Raw genomic sequence first — 18,953 nt, 5'->3', positions numbered from 1 at the left:
CGCATTACACTTGCGACCATTTCTAAGATAAATCTCAGGTCGTATCGGAATGCTTATCGCCGATGCGCTCGCTCAACCGGGGGCCACTGTGACCAATGACGTTCGTGCGGCCGCCGCCGCGCCGCACGGTCTGCCCGCTACCGGCGCGCGTCACTATGTGGCGGGCTTGCGGCGCGCCCTGTTTTTGGGCGTGGTTTACGGCGTCCTTTCGACACCGCTCGACACGCTCGGCACCGGTTCGGCGTTGGCGGCGGTGGTGTGGCCCGCCCCGGCGATGGCGGTGGCCTATCTCTGGCGTCGGCCGCTCGGCGAATGGCCGGCCGCGCTCGTCGCGATCTTCATCGCGATGGTCATCGTCGGTCAGTTCGACGTGTTCCCGCTTTGGGTCGATGCGTCCTTCGCGCTCGTCAACGTGCTCGGCGTGGGCGTGGGCGTCGGGCTTGCTTGGCGCTTCGTGAGCCGCCGCGCGCGTCTCGATACCACCGCGCGCTTCACACGCTTCTTGCTATTGCTGCCGTTTGGCACCGTTTTCGCGATGGCGCTCGCGGGTAGCGCGCTATCGCATGCGATCGGCGGTCGCGATCTCATCGATGTCTGGCGCACCATCATGGGCAGCAACGGTCTGGCGATGCTCGTCCTCGTGCCCGGTCTGCTCGCGTGGACTACGCCGCCCGATCCGGATGCGCGGCCGGTGCGCGCGTGGGTCGTCGTCGTGCCGGCGCTGTGCGGCGCGGCGCTGATGATCGAGGCGTTCCGCATCCAGCTTCCTGACGAGACCGAGCATTTGCTGCTGATTCTGCTGCTCGTCTGGGCGGCGGTCGCCGGGTCGATCCGCGCGGCGACGCTCGCGGCTTTCGTCATCGTGACGACGGGCGTGGCGCTCACGGTGACGGGCAATGGTTCGTACCATCAAAACGGCATCGTCGGCGTGCGGCAGTTGCAGATCGACCTCGCCGTGCTGTGCACGCTGGTGTTTTACGTGGCGGTCGCGCTGCTCGAACGGCGTGGTTACGAGGCGCGTCTGCAACGCGTGCAAAAGCTCGAATCGCTCGGCCTTTTGGTGAGCGGCATTGCACACGATTTCAACAATGTGCTGGGCGCCGTGCGCGGCCACGCCGAATACGCCGATGAACTTCTTCCCGCCGATGCCGATGCGCGCCGTCCGCTGCAACACGTGCTGGCGGCAGTCAGAAGCGGCACCGCGATGACCGAGCAGATGCTGCTCGCGGTCGGGCGCGGCAGTCCGCGACGTAGCGAACCGGTGTCGATGCGCGTGGTCATCGACGAGGCGGTGGGTTTGGCGACGGCGGATCATCGCGGGCCGGTGACGATTGCCGTGGAATACGACGGCGTTCGCCTGGGCGCCAGCGGTATCGATGCGTGGCCTGTCGCGGGCGATCATGCGCAGCTCGTGCGGGTGCTTTTGAACCTGCTGCGCAACGCGGCGCAGGCGGCGCGCAGCTGGGTGATCCTGCGCGTGTCGGCGGGCGTGCCGCGCGAGGAAATCGCGGATGTCGGGCGCGTGCCGGAGCGCACCGCGGTGATTCTGGAAGTGCACGACGATGGGCCCGGGATTGCGCCGGATATCGCATCGCGGATTTTCGACCCGTTCTTTTCGACCAAGCGCAAGCAGAGCGGGCATGGGTTGGGGTTGTCGATCGCGGCGGGAATCGTCGCGGATCACGACGGCGGGATTGCGGTCGGAAACGGGCCGCTGGGTGGGGCGATGTTTCGGGTGTTGTTGCCGGCGAAGCGCGTGAAGGGTGTGGCGACGGGGCCGCGCGGTGGCCTAGGCGACGGGGGAATGCATGAGGCTAGTGATGCGGATGCGGCTTATGTGACGCCGCCGCGGTCGACTATCGGAACCGATGCGTCGCCGTCGGATGGAGAAAAGGCTAACGCGGTTTATTTGGCGACAGCGCCGAGCATTGCGTCCATGTCGCGAACGATGGATGCGGCTCACGCGCCGGGCACGCCCTGCACCGAGCCCAACGCTCCCATCGGCCAAGGCGAGCCCGTCCTCCTTGTCGAAGACGACGACACCCTCCGCGCGCTCCTCGAAGACTGGCTCGCCGAATCCGGCTTCGAGCCTGCGAGCTACGCGTCGCCCGCCACCGCGCTCGACGCATTGCAAGCCGATCCGCACGGCTTCGCGTTCCTCGTCAGCGACATCGAAATGGATGACCTGCGCGGCGACGAACTCATCGTCGCCGCGCGCGAACGCAGTCCCGCGCTGCCCGCGCTCTTGATCAGCGGGGCGCGGCAGGGCGCGCATATCGCCGCGGGCGTGAGCGTGCCGTTCCTCGCCAAACCGTTTGGCCGCGCCGATTTTTCGCGCGCGGTGCAGGCGCTTTATCACTCACACGAAGCCACGCGCTAACGCCATGCCGAGTTCACCCCGCATATTGATCGTCGACGATGACCATTCCTTGCGTGTTCTGCTCGTCGAATATCTAGCCGGACACGGCATGACGACCGAAGGCGCGGCATCCGCCGCCGAAGCGCGCGAATGCCTCGCCGCCGATACCTTCGATCTCGTGTTGCTCGACCTCGGCCTGCCCGACGGCGACGGCCTCGAACTCGCGCGCGAATGGCGCGCGGGCGGCGAGGGCGGCGCCATGCCGATCATCTGCCTCACGGGCCGCACCGAGGAAGCCGACCGCGTGATGGGCCTCGAACTCGGCGCGGACGATTACGTCACCAAGCCGTTTTCGCCGCGCGAAGTGCTCGCCCGTGTGCGCGCCGTGCTGCGGCGCACGGGCGCGGGCACGGCGCAGGGCGCGCCGATCACGCGCGGAAAGCTGCCGCGCGCGTATCGCTTCGGCGGCTGGACGCTGAATCTGAACACGCGCCGCCTCAAGTCGCAGGACGACGAGACCGTTACCCTCACCAACGCCGAGTTCAATTTGCTGGTCGTGCTGCTCGGCGCGCCTAATCGCGTGGTGTCGCGCGAACACATGATCGAGCGCACCCGCGCGTTCGACGATGTCTATGACCGCGCCATCGACGTCCAGATTTTGCGGCTGCGTCGCAAGATCGAGGAAGATGCGCGCGCGCCCAAGCTGCTGTGCACGGAACGCGGCGCGGGCTACTACCTGAATGCGGAAATCGAGGAAGTGTGGTGATCGACCTTTACGTGTTTCCCGATTTATCCTCGACGAATAAGCCATGAGTCCTCCTTTCGATACGCTCGGTTCCGCGCCCATTACGCCGGACAACCCCGCTGGCGACGATGTCCGCGACGATCCCGACTTCGATCGCCTGCAGACCGAGATCGACAAACTCAACAGCCCGAGCGCGGCGGCCGGCACGGACTGGGACGTGGTGCAGCGCGCCGCCACCGTGCTGCTCGCCGAACGCGGCAAGGACTTGCTCGTCGCGTGTTATCTCGCGGGCGCACTCATGCGCCGTTCCGGCCTCGAAGGCCTTGCGAGCGGCTTGACGGTCATCGACGATCTGCTCGCCAATTACTGGGAAACGCTGCATCCGGGCCTCTCGCGCTTGCGGGCGCGGCGCAACGCGTTGTCGTGGATTTTCGAGCGGGCGGTTCAGTTCGTCGTGGACAAGGTGGACCGCGATACGCAGCAGGAGCGCGCATTGATCGATGCGTTGCAGACGCGCCTCGAAGCCATCGATACGCGTCTTGCCGAGAAAGACCCGGACGCGCCGAGCGTGCGGCCGTTGCTCAATCAGATCCGCACGTTGCCGGTTCGGGAAGCTGTGCCCGAGCCCGTGCCTGCTGTAGACGCGCCTGTCGCGTCGGCGGAGACACGACCAGCACAAATCTCGCGTCCTTCTGCGCCGGCCGCTGCCGCATCGCTTGCCGTCGCGCCGCTTTCGAGCGCGGCCATTGTGTCCGATGCCGATGCCGACCGCGCCTTCGAGCAGATCGCCGAGCGGCTGGTGACGCTGGCGGGCTTCCGGCGTGGCAATCGGGCGAGCGATGCGCAGGCGTATCGGCTGAATCGGCTTGCGGCGTGGGGCGCGATTGAAACCGCGCCGCTTGCCGAGCGTGGCCAGACGCGCATTCCGGGGCCGATCGCGGAACTGGCGATTGCGCTGGACCGCCTGCAATCCGGCGATGCGCCCGAGGACACGCTCACGTTCGCAGAGGCGAACTTGCCGGCGTTTCCGTTCTGGATGGATTTGAATCGCGCGAGCGCGCAGGCGCTTGCGAATCTTGGCGAGCCGTTCGCGGACGCGCTCGCCGAAGTGAACGCGGCGACGCTGCAACTGTTGCGCCGCGCCCCGGAGTTGCCGAATCTGACTTTCGCGGATGGCAAGCCTTTCGCGGATGGCGCGACGCTCGAATGGATCACGAGCCTGCAACGCAATGCGGCGACGGGTTCGGGCGGCGGCGCGGCGCCGGATGCGCTCGCGGTGGCGCTCGGCACGGCGCGCTCGCTCGCCGCGGCGGGCGACCTCGAAGCGGCGGCAGTGGCGCTCCAGGGCGCGACGTTGGGCACGAATCCGGAACAACGCCTGCGCGCGACCATCCACTTGAGCGAATTGATGCTGGCGCATCGGCCGAACGCGCCGCTGCGGCCGTTCGCGCAGATGATCGTCGGCGAAGTGGATCGGCATGAGCTCGACCGCTGGACGCCGCAACTCGCGCTGGAGGCGTTGAGCGCGGCGCACGCGCTGTATCAGCAAAACGATGCGCATGCCGAAGCGATTGCACTGGTCGCGCGCATTGCGAAGATCGATGCGGCTGCGGCGGTGAAGTTGGCGTTGGGGGGCGTGTAGGGGAAGGCGGTCGCGCGCGACGCGTGACGACGGCCGCCTGACAACGCCTCGTTCGCTTGCTCAACGCGCGCCACCCACGGTTCCAGTAGCCCGCCTATTCAAGCCATCGTCCAGTGAGGCAAATCCAGAGAACATAGGTTGGAAACTTGGGCGCAGGCCGCCGTTCGAAGCTGCTGTGATACTGCTTATGCCAGTTGGTTGTGCTCGCAGGAGAGCTGCTGCACTGTCAGCACCCGTTCCGCGACAGGCGAACGTGCTTTAGGATCGGCGTTAGTCATATTCAGGCCGTCAAGTGAACTGGTCAGCGGGCCGCGAGTGTTAACTCCCAGCCGCGCTCCATTTACCGCTGTGGTCCCTACCCCTTCTTACTGTCTTTACGCGCGAGCTGCTTCTCACTCTCGGTCACGCGCGTCATTGCGCGCGCCTGATTCTTGAAGATCAACGCATCGAGCACGCCGCGCACGAGTTGCTGATCCTGCTCGGGCATGCGCGCAATGGTTTCGAACTGACAACGCACGACATCATCGGGGCCGCGCTCGCCTTCATCAGAAATTAGCGCATCTAAATTAACGCCGAGCCCGATAGCGAGGCATGGCACTTCATGGCGATACCGCCGCTTCGCTCTTAGCGACGAAGAATGCCGAAGCGGACAAGGACGCGCATTAAAAATATTCAGAAAATACTGGCATTGAAAAAATCAGCGGACAGCCTGATGTCTATGCGGCAGTAAGAACTTAGTTTCCGTTAATTTAGTCGAGGAATTTATTGTGAAAAAGCACGCTTATGTTGCGCATAGGCCGTTATCAAATGAAAAGGGTAAGGGCACGACGCATCACGTGGTAATCGTTGACCGAAAAGAGGTAAAGGAAACTAAAACGCAGAAAGAGGCAGCGGATTGGGCACTGTCAATGAACTACTCGGTACACGTCGCACGAGAGCGGCATTTGCAGGATCAGGATAAGCCCGCGCATTGGCGGCAGTATCCTTGAGAAGATGTAGCAAAGCGGGAATAGCTAGGTGTAGCGGCACGGAAGTTTACTCCGTGCCGCTTGAATGGCGAGAGCGCGAGACGATGCGCGACTAAGAAAGGGAAGAACTAAGAACCAGCGTCGTTGCCGGTGTCTTAGTGTATTCAGCAATAAAGAATAGCCGGCCCGTTGCCTCATCCCAAGCCCCGCCCAGATACCAAAAAACGACGAACTCAAGACCCCGCCCCCGACAACCCCGGCACTGTCGGCAAAACCGGCAAGATCGGCAACGGCGGCACGTCCGGCGCCGTCATCGGTCCTGACTGAATCGGTGCAAACGAAGGCGCCGCCGCCGTCACCAGCGGGCCGCGCGCTTCCAGCAGACTATCGAAACGCGCCTGCAGCGTCTGCGTTCCCGCCGGAGAAGCCGGCGCATTCCAGCACATCCCGATCTGCTGTGGCAACGACACGCGTAGCGGCTGCGGCGTCGTCCCGCCACCATTACCCGCCAGCTTGATCAGCAACAACTGCTGCGTCTGCGCCGCAAGCGTATCGATCGCTTGCTCGCGCAGCTGCGTCTCTTTCTGCTGCGCGTCCTGCAATTGCGCCAGCTGCGTCGCGCCATCGATGATCGCGTCCTCGCCACGGAACTCGTAACGCACCGTGATCTGGTCGATGCCGCGCTGCGCGAGCGCCGCCGCCGACGACGGAAAATCCTGCGGCGTGAACAATCGGTGCCCATCGCGGAAGTCGCGCAGGAAACTGACCACGCCCGCATCGCCGCGATAACGCTTGGAGAGCGTCAGGCCATCGAAACGAATCAGCAAACTCACCTCGCCACACTGGCCGAGTGTCCAGTTGAAAGTGTCGCTCACCGGGAAGTTGAAGTTGGTCAACGTGCGCGCGCCCGCCGCACACTGCACCGTCAGCACGGTCGCGAATGGCCGCATGCGCGCTGAAGGATTCACGTCGATAGGCTGCGCCGTGATCGTCAACGGATACGCCTTCGCCTGCGCCGCCGCAATCTGCTGCTTAACACTCGCAATGGCCTGCTCCGCATTGGCCTGCTGCTGCTTCGCCTGCTCTTGCGCCGCCTGCGCCTGCGCTGCGTCGGCTTCGGCGCGGGACTTGGCGCGCTGTGCTTCCATCAGCTGCGCGGTGCGCTTGCCGACCGCCGAATTGAGCGTCGGCAGGAACGCGGTGGTGAAGGGCACGCTGTAATCGGCCGTCTGCACTTCAGAAATCGCGCTCGCCGAATGCGTCAGGAACGGCTTGGCCGGCCCATCGACGAAACTCCACACCGAACCCTGCGGACCGTACAACTGATCGACGACCTGCGTCATGCTGGTCGCCGCCTGCAACGGCCAATACACCTTGCTGTCCCAATCCGATTGCAACGCGCACGAAGTCTCTTCTTCCGTATAAGCCAGCACGAAATGCAGCGGCCCGCCGATCAGATGCCAGATGGCCTGATCAGCCGCGCCGTTGGAATCGACTTCGTCACGCAGGCGCAGAAGGGCGCGCGCGGCATCGTGTACAGGCGATGTCTTCACCGCCGGATCGACGCCAAAGCCATGAAACGCAGCCGATACGCCATATGCCTTCGCGGTGCCATCGGTGACGGTGGCCGCGATCTGATCGATGTCCTGAAAATAGTCGCGCATCGCGGATGCCGCGCGCGCATTGACGCGCACCGCCGCGGCGCCCGCCAGCGGACTGCTCGCGATGCTGTCGCGGATCGCCTGGCCGCCGAACGAGTTGATGCTTTGCACGATGCCACCAGCACGGCTCGCGATCAGCGCGCCGGTGGCATCGCGCCGCAGGCGGCCCATGCGTCGAGCGGTCTGCAGCCAGTCGGGCAACTGGGCGTCGGCCACGCCTTCGAACTCGTCGTTGACGCGATCGAGCGCGCGCAGATAAGGGCTCGCGTTCTGCGTGATGGTCGCGAGCCGTCCGCGCCAGGCGTCGCGGCCCGGTAGCATGCGTTCGCCCTGCGGCACGGTTTGCACGAAGCTCTGCCACGCCTGAAAGCGCTCGATCTGATAGTCGTGGTCGAAGAACGCCTGTTGCTGCACGAGTTGCGCATCGTCGACGACCGCCTGGTGAATCTCCTTCAGATAGCCGTCGATATCCACCCGTCCCGCGCGTGTGTACGCGGCCGGCACCTTGATCTCCGCGAGCCGGTTCGCTTCGGCGAGTTGCGCGTCGGTGCGCGCGGCTTCCACGGCCTTCGAATCGGGCGCCGTTGCACGGCTCGACGCCGCCGTGATGCGCCCGCCCGCGACATTGCCCGCAACCGGAGCATCCACGTTTGCCAGACGCAGGGATTGCGCGCGCGCCGAGTTCGCGTCGAGCCAGAAGTCGGCGAGCGAGACATCGTGCAGATGCGGGTCGATCGGCGCAAGCTGCGTGAGCCAGTGCATGCGGTTCTGGTACAGCGCCTGGGCAAGCGTCGCCTGCTGTTGCGCCACGCGCGTCACGATGTCGCGCGCATTCGTCGCCGACCACGCGATATAGGAAATGCGCAAGTCGTTGATCTGGTCGAAGAGTTGCGACGACCACGGCGCCATGTCGCTATAAAGCGGCTGAGGCATCGCGGCAAGTTCCGGACGATCCGCGCCCGCCACTTTCGCGCGCAGCAGATTCGTCACGCGCACTTCGTTGAGGATGCTAAGCGGCAGCGTGCCGTCGGTATCGTTGACGAGATCGCGCCGCAAATCCAGATCGAAATCGCGTTCGACGGCTGGTCGGATGTACTGCAGATATTGCTGCGTGTATTGCCGGCGCAGCCGTTCCTGCAAGCGGTCGATATGGCCGGAGATCATCCAGCGCGAACGCCAGTTGCGGTTGCGGCGATCGATCTCGCGCAGCGCGGTGTTGCTGCGCGTGAGGGTAGCGGCGTCATCGACGAGCAAGCCGTCGAAGCGCTGATGAAATGGATAGCTGCGCTCGATCTGCGTCAGCGTGTTGACGTTGCGGATAAACGACATCGTGATCAGCAAGCCGAACGCAACGGCCAACATCACCCACGCGAGCATGCCTAGATGCTGGGTCGCGGCGAACCAGCGATTGACGAGCGCGGCAGGTTTGCCGACGTTGCGGTCTTGCGGCAGGATGCGGCCGAAGAGATCGTGCAGGAACACGCCGGTCGTCGAGGGTTCGTGCGGCGGCATCGGGCGCAGCGTCTCCGGCAGCACCGCAGAGCGCGCGCCGCCGGCCTGCAGGCCGCTCGAAAAGAACAGTCCGCGCAAGAACGGCGATTCCAGATACGGGCTGTTACCAAGGCACGCCTTCACGAAGAGTTCGGTGCCCGCGCGCAGGCGGTCGAGTTCGTTCGGAAACAGCAGCAGTTCCACCGCCGATTGCGGATGCCGCGCAACCAGCGCAACCCGCATCGCGTGTAGTCGTTCGACGATGGCATCGAAGGCCAGTGAGAGGAAGCGCTCGGTCGGCGGATCGTCGGCGGTGGCGGGCGCGAGATGACCCATCGCCTGATTCAACGCGGTCTCGGGCAAGAGCGTGCTCCAGCTTTCGAAGCCATAGAGCTGATCGCACTTGGTGACGAGCACGTACACCGGAAAGCGCCGCCCGAAAAGGCGGATCAACTGTTCTATGCGCGCACGGATCACGCGCGCTTCCTGATCGATCGCCTCGCGGTCCGGCGTGACGAGCCGGTCGGCGGAGATGGCGAGCACGAGTCCGTTGATGCCTTGGCGTCCGCGATAGCGCGACAGCAGGTCCAGCACCAGATTCCACTCGCGGCGGTCGGCGTCTTCGTTGTCGGCATCGACATAACGGCCCGCGCAGTCGAGCACGATGGAGCGGTCGAAGTACCACCAGTCGCAATTTTCGGTTTGCGGGACCGGCGCGCCTTGTTGCGTGTGATCCTGCAGCGAAGTGGACAGCCGCGAGCGCGCGAGCGCCGTGGTCTTGCCCGCGCCCGGTCTGCCGATCACCATGTACCAGGGCAGCACGTAGAGCGGATTGCCGAGACGCTTCAGGCTCGAACCGCGCAGGAGCGCCGCGGCATCGCGGAACTTGCGGCGCAAGGCGCCCGTGCGCGACCCGCGCTGCGCGGCTTCCTGTTCGGCACGCCGCTGCCGCGCGATGATGCTGCGGGAACGATACGCAAGCGTCAGGCGCCGCAGGAAGATCAACATGAAGAACATGCCGAGCGCGCCGAAGAAAATCGCGGCGGACGCCCACAACGGCCATTCGAGATACAGCGTCAGCCCCCAGCTGACGAGCGCCAGCACGACGAGCGCAAGGAGCCACAGCAGAACGGTGCGCAGGACTTTCATTGGATGAGCGGAAGAAGAGCGTTCACCATCTGCACGATGATCAGGTGATAGGTGCCGTAGAGCACGGCGAGCACGACCACGGGCAAGCCGAAGCCGATGAGCGTCTGCCGGCGAAGCCGCCAGCGCACCCGGCGCGCCGCCGGTTCGACGCCGGTTTGCGCCGCGCGCGCCGATTCCTCGCTGACATACGCTTGCGGAAAGAGCACCGCGCCGGTGGCGGCCGGAACGCCGCCTTCGTCGAGCACTTTCTGAAGCGTGACGCGGCGGCGTTCGTCGAGCTGACGCGAGCTGCGCTCCTGCGCATAGCGACCCTTGAAGCCGAGCGCGAGACACAGCGCAAAGACTTCGCGCACATCGGCCTGATCGTCGCGCAGATCGTCGAGACGCGCGTAGAACGAGACGCCGGCGGTCGTCGTGTTGAAGTGGCGGCGCTGCATCAGATGGCGCTGCCAGTGCGGCGCGCCAGCCCATTCGGATGAGATCAGCACTTCGTCGGCCCAGGCGAGCACGGCGAAAAGCGCGTTGTCGAAATCCGATGGCACGAAATTGTGGATGCGCGCTTCGTGCCGTGCCTGGTCGATAGCTTCGTCGATCGCTTCGGCGAGTGCGCGTGCGCGCGCGGCGTCCTCGGCGGGCGTGCCGCTCGATGCGTTCGATACACTCGCCCGTGGCGCGAGCGAAGGAAGCGGCGCGGGCGCCGGCGGGGCATCGGCGATGGCGACGGCGTTGGCGTTGGCGTTAGCGCTTGCATTGCCATTGGCGGCCATCTCGCCGATAGGCTGCGGCGCAAACGGCGAACCGCCAGCGGAAGCAGGCTGCGATGCAACCGGACGCGGCGCGGCGGGCAAGGGCCTTGGAACGGCAGGCGCCGCCGTCGACGGCCGCAAGAAGGCCGGGGCGGCGGCCGTATCGATCGTCTGCCGCACCAGCGCGATGACGGGGATCAAAGTGTCGGTCAGATGCACGTCATCTCCGCAGGATCACGATCTCGGCGCGCAGATCGGCGGGGGCATCGAGCCAGTGAAGAGCGATATCGCCTTCGCGCTCGACGAGTTCCCACTGCTCGCTCACCTGTTCGATACGGAAGTAGAACGAATGCGCGCGACGCGGCAAACCCTGCGGCGCGTGCGGCATATGAATCAGTTCGAGGCCGGGCAGGGCATGGCGCACGAGCGTCGGAATCTCGCCGAGCGCGGACAAACGCGCGCCGTTGACGATGCCATCCACCACCCATTGCGGATCTTCCTGCGTCCGCACGACGAGATAAAAGCGGTTGCGGTTGCCGAACACGCTGCGCGGCACTTGTCCGTGATAGACGCCGTCGCGTGGCTCCAGCACGACCAGAAACTCCGGCCCGACCGTGATCTCGTTGAGCAGATGCCCGATGGTCACGCGCGCGCGCCCGAAGCAGCCGTCGAGGTCGAGGTGATCGTAAGCGGGCAGACCGGCGCCGCCGTCCATCTCGCCGAGCATGGTGAAGCGCTCCGAGAACGAGCTCAGTTCGCCGACGAGTTGCCGCAACACGCCATATGCGAGCCACGGATGCACCTGTTCGCTCTCGATCAGATGGAACAGGCTCGGCGAAAAGCGATTGAGCGATCGCAACGCGAGCAGGAACAGCATGTACGACGCGTCGAACTCGGCCTTCTGCATCTCGCGCGGATTCTTGTACTCCTGCAACTGGCGGGCGCGTCCTGCAAGCTCGTCGCGGATCTCGCGTAGCATCGTGCGCAGCGCATCGGAACCGGCGAGCGCGTAACTCGGCGGGATGAAGCGGTCGGCGAGCACGACGGTGTCGCCATCGCGCACCAGCCGCGCGATGGGAATCAGCTCGTACTGATCCAGATGATCCAGCTCCGATTCGAAGAACACCTTCAGCACATAGCGCAGCGTTTGCAGCGGCGCGTCGGGGCCTTCGGAATAGAGATCGGGCGTCTCGGGAACGGACATCACCGTGGCGAAGCGTGTGGCGACGTTCGCGGCGTCGGCGAGCGTGCTAACTTCGGTGACGTTCTTTTCCTGCTCGCTCGCGCGGCGCACGCCGAGATAGACGTTGAGCGGACGGTCGCCCTGCACCCAGCTTGCCTCGAAGGTGCGCGGCGCGATCACCGCGTTCTCGGGATACTCGACATAGTGATGATCGCGGAACAGAAGACGCGCGCGCTGCACGTCGATGGTGCGATTCGCGATGGCGCTTCTCGACAGTTCGAGCGCGCCGACGCCCCAGAAATGCGGCACGCCGGCTTCGTAAAGCGGCGTCTGCGTGAAACGGCTGTGCTGATCCGCGAGCTGAAAATGCTGCGGCTGCAGAAACATTCCCTGATGCCAGTAGACGGCTTGCTTGTCTTCCACGTCGGGCTCGTCAGTTGGGGAGTTTGATGGTGGCGGTATCGGCTGCGCCGTTCGATGGCGTGAGCGGCACTTCCTTGCCGCCGCCGTCGAGCGGCACGATCTGCTGCTTCGCCTGTGCGCGTTTTTGCGCGGCGACGATCTGCGGCGGTTCCGGATTCAGACGCGCGGCGTCGCTGATCGCATCGCGTCCGAGCGACAGGCGCAACGCAAGCGTTTGCGGTTGCGCCGCATAATCGTGGCCGACGAACGCCTGATTCGATATGGCGAGCGGAATCTCGAAGAGACGCGCGCTGGACGCCGGGTCCATCGTGTAGAAGCCCGCGATCAGCCCGACCATCTTCGCTTTCGCGGCGCGGTCGATCGAGAGGATCGTGTGACCGCCCGGCTGCACGACGTAGCGCGTGAGCTGAAGGATCGCGGGATTCGGCGCCGCTTCGCCGAGCGTCGAGGCGAGCGTGCCGGCATCGGCCGACAGTTTGCGAAACGAATCGGCGTCGGCGGTCTGCACCACGCCGAGCAGGAGCGTATGCGGCTCGTTGTTGTATTCGTTGAGTAGATCGTCGGCGTCGAGCTGCACGAGGATGGCGTCGCCCGCCGCGCTCCAGTCGACGGCCGCGACGGCCTGCTTCGCGCTCGTGCCGCTGAACATGGAGCAGCCCGCGAGTACCAAGCCGAAGGCGAGCGCGCAGACGGTGAGTACGCGTTGCGCCGCGCGTCGCAACGTGGGGGCGACGCGAATCGTCTGCTCTGCTACGCTTGCGGCAAATTCGGCTTGCCTGAGAGTCGGTCTACTCATGTCCCTCGATCTTTCCCGTCGTAATCGTAGTCGTAGTCATGGTCTGGCCAAGCGATCCTTGCCGCCGAAGCCGGGCTTGCGCCGTCTTGCCGTCGCGAGCGCATGCTTGATGACTTTCGCGATGCTTTCGGCCACCGCGCCCGGATGCAGGGCCGCCGATATGGCTAACACGGTTAACGGCAGCGACACCGCTCAACCTGAGGTGCAATCGACCGAAGTTGCGCACACGGGCCTGCCCGTCACCGTGCCGGTCGTTTCCGTCAGCACGCTCACCACGACCACGCTCGCCAGTCAGCACGAGTGCCGCCCGACGCTCACCACCGTGCGCGAGTTCGAGGTGGCGCAGGCGAATGCGCGCCCGTGGTTCGTGCGGCATATCGAAGGTCTGACTGGCGCTCCGCTCGGGGCGGCGGGCGCGGCGTGGCTCGCGGCGCATTTTCTGGCGGAGCGCATTTGGATTTTGCCGGCCGCGCTCGCGGGCGGCGCCGTGGGCTGGGTGGTCGGACCGTTCGGCATCCTGCTGGGTACGGGCGGCGGCGTGCTTGGGCACGCGCTGACGCACAAGATATCGGTGACGGTCGCCGGCGGCGTGGCGGGCGGCCTGATCGGCATGGCGCTCTGGCATTTCCTGATTCCCCCGCCGAAGCCGGCCACGCCCGATTCGCCCGTCGACGTGCCGGTGGAGCACTTCGTGACGAACGACCAATGCGGCGATGTCCAGCACGCCCGCTTTCGCGGCGGCGATCTCTACAAGGTTGATTTCATGCTCGACGGCAAGCCGATGTCCGCCGATCTGCCATACGACCCGGGCAACACGCTCGCGGTGTATCCCGATGGCCAGCCGGTCGTGCGCAACTTGCCGATTCCTTGATTCCCTGATTCCGTGACCGGATGCCAGTACTCCCTAAAGACGATTTGGCGGATCGGGCAAGAGGAATTGTCTTAAAAAAGCGAACCGAGTGTAACACGCGTTTCGCTTGATTTTTGGCGGAAATCGGCGTGACGTTGCGGCGTTGCAGCCTTGATGGGCGTGTAACGGAGCTATGTTTCAGATGAAACCCCCGTGCTTCCTTTTGCTAACGCTCGTGTAACTCTGCTGGCGCAAAGTGCGCTTCATGGAGTCATTCGAGAAGCATGAGCGGGGAACATCATGAAAAAGCGTCTGGGATGGGTGGCGGGTGTGGTGCTGGCGGCGTTGCTAATAGCGGGCTTCGCGACGGTCGGCAATGACGATTTACCGTCGGCGGGGTTCTGCGTGGTGTCGTCGGATGGAGAGGTGTTGCAGGCGCTGGATTCCATGCGCGCGGTGAAGTCGGGGGATTCCGCAAGTTGAATGGATCGCGGCGTAACGCAAAGTCCGCCGTGTTGCGGGTTCCGGCCGTGATTGCGTGCGCTGAGCTCAACGCCGTAGTGAAATCCGCTCATCCCGATGCCGCGCGGATCGTGGTTTCGGAACCGATATCCGTGGTGTGGGATCGACGGCTGTTCGCGGTCGGCGATCAAAGCACGTCGCTTTGCGATTGAAGCGGGCCTTCGTCGAAAAGCCCGCTCATCTGCTTCAAATGCTCAACCCGCCACCGGCAACGCACTCAACTTGGCGATCGTATCCGCGCAAGCATGCGCCGCTTCCGCACCCTTCACGAGAAAGTGCTCCTTGAAGAAGCCGATATGCTCTTCGCCATGATGAAAATGATGCGGCGTAAGCACGGCCGAAAACACCGGCGTGCCGATTTCGAGTTGCACCTGCATCAAGCCGTTGATGACAGCCGTCGCGACGAACTCGTGCCGATAAATTCCGCCATCGACCACCAGTCCCGCCGCGACAATGCCCGCGTATTGGCCGCTTAGCGCAAGACGTTTGGCGTGCAGCGGAATCTCGAATGCGCCAGCGACTTCGTAGAGATCGATATCGTCCGCTGTGTAACCGCGCTTCTGCATGGCTTCGATGAACGAGGTCTTGCATTGATCGACGATATCGCGATGCCAGCAAGCCTGCACGAAAGCGACGCGCGCACGAGTGGAGCCTGCAGCCGATACTGCTTGGGTTTCGTTCGAATTGGAAAAGTTCATGGACATCAGCCTGTTTGGTGTGAACAGGGCGAAGGACGGCCAATGGCCTTCGCACGCGACAAAATAAGCGCGAACGAAGCGTGACGAAGCACACTGACTGTCCTGTTCTCTTTCATCCGGACTATACCGTCGGCCCCGGAATCAAACCGGGTCTGCTGACCTCTCCGACCGTGAAAGCCGGAGAGCGCTCGCGGGCTACGTCCCTTTCGTGAAAACATCGGGAAACGATTACCGCCGGTGGGGAATCTCACCCCGCCCCGAGAACTCGCTCATCGCAACCGTGCGATGAACAGGCTGGAAGTTACCATGAAACGTGGCTTTTTGTGCGGTGCGTTTCGCACATTCAAATCACGAAAAGCGATAAGCGGCAGCAGCCCGTTCACGCCAACGCCACCACCGCGATCTCCACCAGCAACTCGGGCGTTGCCAATTGCGCTTGCACCGTCGCGCGGGTCGGCGCATGCCCTTGCGGCACCCACGCATCCCACACTTCGTTCATGCCGCTGAAATCGCGGGCGATATCCGCAAGCCACACTTGTGCCGACACGAGACGCGTCTTGTCGATGCCCGCTTTCTCCAGGAAGCCGTCGATCTTTTCGAGCACCTTGGCGGTTTGCAGTTTGATATCCGGCGAATGATCGGCGGAAGTCTGGCCGCCGATAAACACGAGACCCGCTGCCTTGACGACGCGGCTCATCCGCTGATTGGTGTCGATGCGAACGATATCGCCCATGATGTTTTTCCTTGAACGTTGAGATTGAAACGAAGTCGCCGCGCGCAAACGCGCGGCATTCAATGCGCGACGAGACGCGCGGTATTCGCATCCGAAGAAGAAGCGGCCGCGCGCCCGAAGCGATCGATGGCGAATGCATCGAGTGAAATGGACGGCGCGCCATCGAGCATGAGTTCGGAGACGAGCTTGCCGCAGCCCGGCCCGAGCTGAAAACCGCTGCCGCAATAGCCGAACGAGTAATAGAGATTCGATGCCTTGCGGCTTGCCGAGATCACTGGAAGCTCATCTTCGGTGAATGCCTCGACACCGGCCCACGCGCGATTGACGCCCAGATGGCGCAGATGCGGGAACAGATCGGTGACGGTTTTAGCGCTGCGCACGAGGCGCACGAAATCCACTTCGCCATGACGCGCAAGCAGGTCCGCAATGCCGATCAGCTTGCCGCCGATCACCACCGTGCCGTTATCGAACTGCTTGAAGGACAGCGGCCGTCCCGTTGCGCCGAGTGTCGCGCGACAGAAGGGCGCGACGCGATGCGTGACCATCAGCATCAGACCTTCGGGATGCACCGGCACCGGCTCGCCCACCTGTTTCGCGAGTTCGCCGGACCACGCGCCCGCCGTGACGAGCAGCTTTTCCGCACTGAACGTGCCGTGCGGCGTGTAGGCGAACCAGCGCGCGCCGCGTTGCTCGATACGACGCACCGGCGTGCCTTCCAGAAAGCGCGCGCCGAGTTTTTGCGCGGCGAGCCGGAAGGCCGTGGTCGTGCGATACGGCAGCGCGAAGCCATCGCGCTCGACCCAGATGCCGCCCGTGACATGCCGAGCCAGAGCGGGTTCGAGTTCGAGCACGGCCTCTCGGTCGATCACTTTCTCGTGCGTGAAGCCATGCGATTCGAGCAGGGCGACGCGCTCGCGGCATGCTTCGAGTTCATCGTCCGTCTCGGCTATCTTGAGCTGGCCCGATGGCACGAAGCCGCCATCCTCGCCAATCAGATCGCGCATGCCATGCCAGATTTCACGCGACATCAGCGCGAGCGGAATCTCGGGCAGCGCGCGTCCGAGCGTGCGTACGCCGCCCGCATTCACGCCGGACGAATGACGCGCGACGTAATCGGCTTCGAGCACGATCACCTTCGCGCCGCGCCGCGCCATGTGGAACGCGCTGCTCGTGCCGTGCAGTCCGCCGCCAACCACGAGCACATCGGCTTCCTGAACGTCGGTTGCGTCATTCACCGGCGAGTTCTCCGAGCGTGAGCGGCTTGATCGGCGGACGAATGCGGTAGTAGCCGACTTCGGCGGGCGTGACGCGCCGCGCATCCGCGATGACTTCGGTCACCGTGAGACCGCACATGCGGCCCTGACACGGACCCATGCCGCAACGTCCGAACGACTTCGCCTGATTCGGTCCGACGCAACCCATCTCGACGAATTTGCGCAATTCGCCCGCCGTGACTTCCTCGCAGCGGCACACGATAGTCTCGTTGCGCGGAATGCGGTTGATATCGCGCGGACGATAAAGGCTGTCGAGAAATGGCCGGATGCGCAGCACGCCCGCCAGCGCGCGGCGCTGCCCGGCCGCTTCGGCGTCGCGCGTGGCGGCGTTCAGCGCGCCGAGTTGCGCCGCGACCGCGAGGCCCGCGAGCGAGCCCTGCAAGGCCGCCGCCTGCGCGCCGCCGATACCCGCGCCGTCGCCCGCGACGAAGATGCCGGGCACATCCAGCTCGCCCCACGCATCGACTTTGGGCGTGAAGCAAAGCTGCGCGTCGTCCCAGCGATGCGACGCCCGCAAAGCCTGCGTGAACTGCGTATTCGGCACGACGCCCTGATGCAGCAGGATCACGTCCGCTTCAAGGCGGTGCGCCGCGCCTTGCGTCGTGAAGTGAAGCGCGGCCGCATGCTCGACGTTATCCGCGCCGATGCGCCCTTCCACGCGCAGATCGTCGGCCGCTTCGAAGATCGGCACGCCGGCGTCGCGCAAGGTGCGGATCAGTTGCAGGCCCTTGCTCAGGAACGGCCACGCGCGCAACGCGGACAGCATGTGACGCTTCGCGCGCCAGCGGTCTTCGTGACGCGTGGTATCGACGAGCGCGCGAATCGGCACGCCGGCGCGCACATATTGCCAGCCGAGCAGATACAGCAACGGCCCGCAGCCCGCGAGAACCGGTGGCGCGGCAGGCACTTCGCCCGCGCTCTTCAGAAGAATCTGCGCGGCACCCGCCGTCAGCACGCCGGGCAGCGTCCAGCCGGGAATCGGAAAGGGCCGCTCCAGCGCGCCGCTTGCGAGAATCACGCGTTGCGCGTCGAAGCTGCCGATCTTGCCGTCCTTCAGATAGTTGATGCCGCGCTCGCGCGTGACTTGCCAGACGCTCGCATTGGTCACGTGACGCGCGCCCGATGCCGCGAACGCACGGGCGATCTCCGCGCCCGCCGCGTAGTCGGGGCCAAGTATTTCCTTGCGACGCGCATCGGCGTGAGCGATGCCACGATAAATCTGGCCGCCCACGGCGTCCTGTTCATCGATCAACACGGTTTTGAGGCCCGCGCGGGCGGCGCGCGTGGCCGCGCTCATGCCGGCCGGACCAGCGCCGATCACGACCACATCGACGGCTTCGGGGGCGAAATCAGCGGCCATGCGCGTTCTCCAGCGGGGTATCGGCGAGTGTCATGGGCGGCAGATCGCGCGCGCCTTCCTGCGAGCAGATACGCATGCCCGCCTGCACTTCGACCATGCAACTCTGACGGCTCGGAATGCCGTCGATTTCGACGAGGCATTCGAAGCACGCGCCCATCATGCAATACGGCGCGCGCGGCGCACCCGACACCGGCGTCGCACGAAAGCGCGAGACGCCCGCCGCGAGCAGCGCGGCCGCGACGGAACGGCCGCCCGGCACGGACAAAGGCTGGTCGTTGAAGAAGATCTCGATGGCCGCGGCGGATTCCCCCGGCAGCGGCTTGAACAGCGTGTGAGTCGATTGGGAAGTCATG

Annotated in this window: 16 protein-coding genes and 1 riboswitch; of the genes, 5 read left to right on the top strand and 11 right to left on the bottom strand. The window is 64.7% G+C overall.

The genetic code is table 11. From position 1 onward, the window contains the following. The first annotated feature begins 88 nt into the window (after positions 1-88). The 3 genes from QCE79_RS17400 to tssA are packed head-to-tail and all read left to right on the top strand — an operon-like array spanning position 89 to position 4,746. Positions 89-2,380 (top strand): ATP-binding protein, encoded by a 2,292-nt coding sequence (locus tag QCE79_RS17400; RefSeq protein WP_309846341.1) that lies wholly within the window; start codon positions 89-91, stop codon positions 2,378-2,380. A gap of 4 nt (positions 2,381-2,384) precedes the next feature. Beyond that, complete coding sequence (locus tag QCE79_RS17395; RefSeq protein WP_250495312.1) at positions 2,385-3,125, top strand: response regulator transcription factor; 741 nt, start codon at positions 2,385-2,387, stop codon at positions 3,123-3,125. A 43-nt stretch (positions 3,126-3,168) separates the two neighbouring features. Continuing rightward, positions 3,169-4,746 carry a type VI secretion system protein TssA gene (gene tssA / locus QCE79_RS17390; RefSeq protein WP_309846340.1) on the top strand — a complete coding sequence of 526 codons (1,578 nt, stop codon included), beginning with the start codon at positions 3,169-3,171 and terminating at the stop codon, positions 4,744-4,746. 355 nt (positions 4,747-5,101) lie between these two features. On the opposite strand, the gene QCE79_RS17385 is transcribed toward tssA, so the two are convergent. From QCE79_RS17385 to QCE79_RS17360, 6 genes are all read right to left on the bottom strand, one after another. Then, complete coding sequence (locus QCE79_RS17385; protein ID WP_309846338.1) at positions 5,102-5,263, bottom strand: hypothetical protein; 162 nt, start codon at positions 5,261-5,263, stop codon at positions 5,102-5,104. A 684-nt stretch (positions 5,264-5,947) separates the two neighbouring features. Then, on the bottom strand, positions 5,948-10,015 hold the full coding sequence (locus QCE79_RS17380; protein ID WP_309846337.1) for a type VI secretion protein IcmF/TssM N-terminal domain-containing protein: 4,068 nt from the start codon (positions 10,013-10,015) through the stop codon (positions 5,948-5,950). Continuing rightward, positions 10,012-10,980, bottom strand: a complete 969-nt coding sequence (locus QCE79_RS17375) for a DotU family type IV/VI secretion system protein (RefSeq protein WP_309846335.1) — start codon at positions 10,978-10,980, stop codon at positions 10,012-10,014. Before QCE79_RS17375 ends, QCE79_RS17380 begins: the two co-directional genes overlap by 4 nt. A 1-nt stretch (position 10,981) precedes the next feature. After that, positions 10,982-12,367 (bottom strand): type VI secretion system baseplate subunit TssK, encoded by a 1,386-nt coding sequence (tssK, locus tag QCE79_RS17370; protein WP_309846333.1) that lies wholly within the window; start codon positions 12,365-12,367, stop codon positions 10,982-10,984. A 10-nt stretch (positions 12,368-12,377) separates the two neighbouring features. After that, positions 12,378-13,163, bottom strand: coding sequence for a type VI secretion lipoprotein TssJ (locus QCE79_RS17365; protein WP_244831854.1), 786 nt, complete (start codon positions 13,161-13,163; stop codon positions 12,378-12,380). A 36-nt stretch (positions 13,164-13,199) separates the two neighbouring features. Continuing rightward, positions 13,200-13,334 carry a hypothetical protein gene (locus tag QCE79_RS17360; protein WP_284503931.1) on the bottom strand — a complete coding sequence of 45 codons (135 nt, stop codon included), beginning with the start codon at positions 13,332-13,334 and terminating at the stop codon, positions 13,200-13,202. Between QCE79_RS17360 and QCE79_RS17355 the strand changes: the two genes are divergently transcribed. Both QCE79_RS17355 and QCE79_RS17350 read left to right on the top strand, forming a co-directional pair. Then, complete coding sequence (locus QCE79_RS17355; protein ID WP_250511764.1) at positions 13,324-14,034, top strand: hypothetical protein; 711 nt, start codon at positions 13,324-13,326, stop codon at positions 14,032-14,034. The two genes, QCE79_RS17360 and QCE79_RS17355, sit on opposite strands and share 11 nt — an antisense overlap. A 279-nt stretch (positions 14,035-14,313) precedes the next feature. After that, positions 14,314-14,496 carry a hypothetical protein gene (locus QCE79_RS17350; protein WP_250527485.1) on the top strand — a complete coding sequence of 61 codons (183 nt, stop codon included), beginning with the start codon at positions 14,314-14,316 and terminating at the stop codon, positions 14,494-14,496. A gap of 233 nt (positions 14,497-14,729) precedes the next feature. Here the strand turns inward: QCE79_RS17350 and QCE79_RS17345 are convergent, their stop codons facing one another. From QCE79_RS17345 to QCE79_RS17325, 5 genes are all read right to left on the bottom strand, one after another. Beyond that, positions 14,730-15,233 carry a 6,7-dimethyl-8-ribityllumazine synthase gene (locus QCE79_RS17345; RefSeq protein WP_309846329.1) on the bottom strand — a complete coding sequence of 168 codons (504 nt, stop codon included), beginning with the start codon at positions 15,231-15,233 and terminating at the stop codon, positions 14,730-14,732. Between the two features lie 100 nt (positions 15,234-15,333). Further along, positions 15,334-15,502, bottom strand: a riboswitch (FMN riboswitch). 110 nt (positions 15,503-15,612) lie between these two features. Continuing rightward, the gene (locus QCE79_RS17340) at positions 15,613-15,966 is read right to left on the bottom strand and encodes a RidA family protein (RefSeq protein ID WP_309846327.1); all 354 of its coding nucleotides are present in this window, start codon (positions 15,964-15,966) and stop codon (positions 15,613-15,615) included. Between the two features lie 59 nt (positions 15,967-16,025). Next, positions 16,026-17,201, bottom strand: coding sequence for an FAD-binding oxidoreductase (locus tag QCE79_RS17335; RefSeq protein ID WP_309846325.1), 1,176 nt, complete (start codon positions 17,199-17,201; stop codon positions 16,026-16,028). Further along, on the bottom strand, positions 17,194-18,600 hold the full coding sequence (locus QCE79_RS17330) for an FAD-dependent oxidoreductase (protein WP_309846324.1): 1,407 nt from the start codon (positions 18,598-18,600) through the stop codon (positions 17,194-17,196). The genes QCE79_RS17335 and QCE79_RS17330 overlap by 8 nt, the downstream gene beginning before the upstream one ends. Beyond that, complete coding sequence (locus QCE79_RS17325) at positions 18,590-18,952, bottom strand: (2Fe-2S)-binding protein (protein ID WP_250468063.1); 363 nt, start codon at positions 18,950-18,952, stop codon at positions 18,590-18,592. The genes QCE79_RS17330 and QCE79_RS17325 overlap by 11 nt, the downstream gene beginning before the upstream one ends. Between the last annotated feature and the right edge of the window lies 1 nt (position 18,953).

Origin of the sequence: Caballeronia sp. LZ003 (assembly GCF_031451465.1) — a bacterium.
GTDB lineage: Bacteria > Pseudomonadota > Gammaproteobacteria > Burkholderiales > Burkholderiaceae > Caballeronia.
The sequence above is the reverse complement of the archived record's forward strand: the minus strand, read 5'-3'. Positions and strand labels throughout refer to the sequence as shown.